1 protein-coding gene and 2 pseudogenes are annotated in these 1,457 nt (G+C 41.5%); all 3 read left to right on the top strand.

What is annotated here, in order from left to right:
* Positions 1-249 (top strand): annotated as a pseudogene (locus VXQ92_RS17745) (alginate biosynthesis protein); the annotation flags it as partial.
* A 60-nt stretch (positions 250-309) separates the two neighbouring features.
* Positions 310-1,050: a LytR/AlgR family response regulator transcription factor gene (locus VXQ92_RS17740; protein WP_000865993.1), complete on the top strand. Its 741-nt coding sequence runs from the start codon at positions 310-312 to the stop codon at positions 1,048-1,050.
* 100 nt (positions 1,051-1,150) lie between these two features.
* A pseudogene (locus VXQ92_RS17735) lies at positions 1,151-1,457 on the top strand (hydroxymethylbilane synthase); the annotation flags it as partial.

Here is a 1,457-nt window from a genome sequence, read left to right as displayed (position 1 = left end):
GGGGTAGAGCCAATGATGGGTAAAGCAACCATTGGGGTATTGGTTGAAATATTGCAAAATCAGGTCAGTATAGTCATTACCAACCCTTATACACACGATACAATAAATTCACGGAAAGGGCATGGAATCGCTCTTGAAAATGTTAAACAGCGCTTAAAAGCGTATTATGGGAATTCAGTGAGATTCCAGGTATATAAGGGTGAGGCTTTATATACCACTATTATGAGCTATCAATACCAATCAAAATAATAAGTCAGTCAGAGTTAACCATAAAAAAATGGACCAAGTTAACGGTGACAAGGAGGATGACTGAAGGTGCTAATTTGTGATGACGAACCACTTGCAGTGGAACGATTGTCACGTTTAGTTTCAAAGATGGGACATGAGGTTGTCGCAACAGCTCATCATGGCCAAGATGCCTTGGAACAGGCACGGCTTCATCACCCAGATGTGATTTTACTTGATATCCAGATGCCGGGTATGAATGGTCTCGTCTGTGCGGAGCAATTAAGCCAACTTAATCCTCGACCTGCCATAGTGTTTTGCACAGCTTATGATCAGCATGCATTGGAGGCATTTAAGTCACAAGCACAAGCTTATCTTCTTAAGCCCATTGATCCTCAAGAGCTGGAGCAGACATTTAAGCAATTAACCCAGCTAACGCAAGCGCAGCTCAGCGCTTTGCCTAAACCTGAGCTTTTACAGGATTTAAAAACACAACGTCATCAAATTGCTGCTAAAACCTATCGTGGGGTTGAGCTAATTCCTGTTGAAAATATCTATTACTTTTTAGCAGATCAGAAATATGTCACGGTACGTCATAAAAATGGCAGCGTATTGATTGACGAAACACTTAAAGAACTTGAAACTGAGTTCGCAGATCAGTTCATCCGTATTCACCGTAATGCATTGGTCTCGATTGCTTATTTAGATGGTTTGGAGCTAGTAAGTTCGGGCCAATATCAGGTTCGCTTACGTGGCTTAGATGAAAGACTTTCCGTAAGCCGCCGTCATTTATCTACCCTTAGAGAACGGATACACCAACTTTAACCTGTATTCATCTTATTTTTGCTTGTGAGATTTTACTTGCAATTTTAAGGGATCAAGTTAAGTTTAGGGTGTATTGTTTGACCAGCCCATGCTTGAATTTATGAAAACCTTGAAAATTGCTACACGACAAAGCCCACTTGCTCTTTGGCAGGCAGAACATATTCGTGCCCGTTTACAGGAGCTTCACCCAGATTTAACGGTGGAGTTGGTTAAGTTTGTCACGCAGGGCGACAAAATTTTAGATACACCTTTAGCAAAAATTGGTGGCAAAGGGTTGTTCGTTAAAGAATTGGAAGCAGCACTTTTAGATGGTCGTGCGGACCTTGCTGTACATTCAATGAAAGATGTTCCGATGGCATTACCAGAAGGTTTAACTTTGGCCGTAATTTGCGAACGTGAAGATCCGT

It is taken from the genome of Acinetobacter sp. 228 (assembly GCF_048147885.1).
Note: the sequence above shows the minus strand (reverse complement) of the source record. Positions and strands in the feature narration are given on the sequence as shown.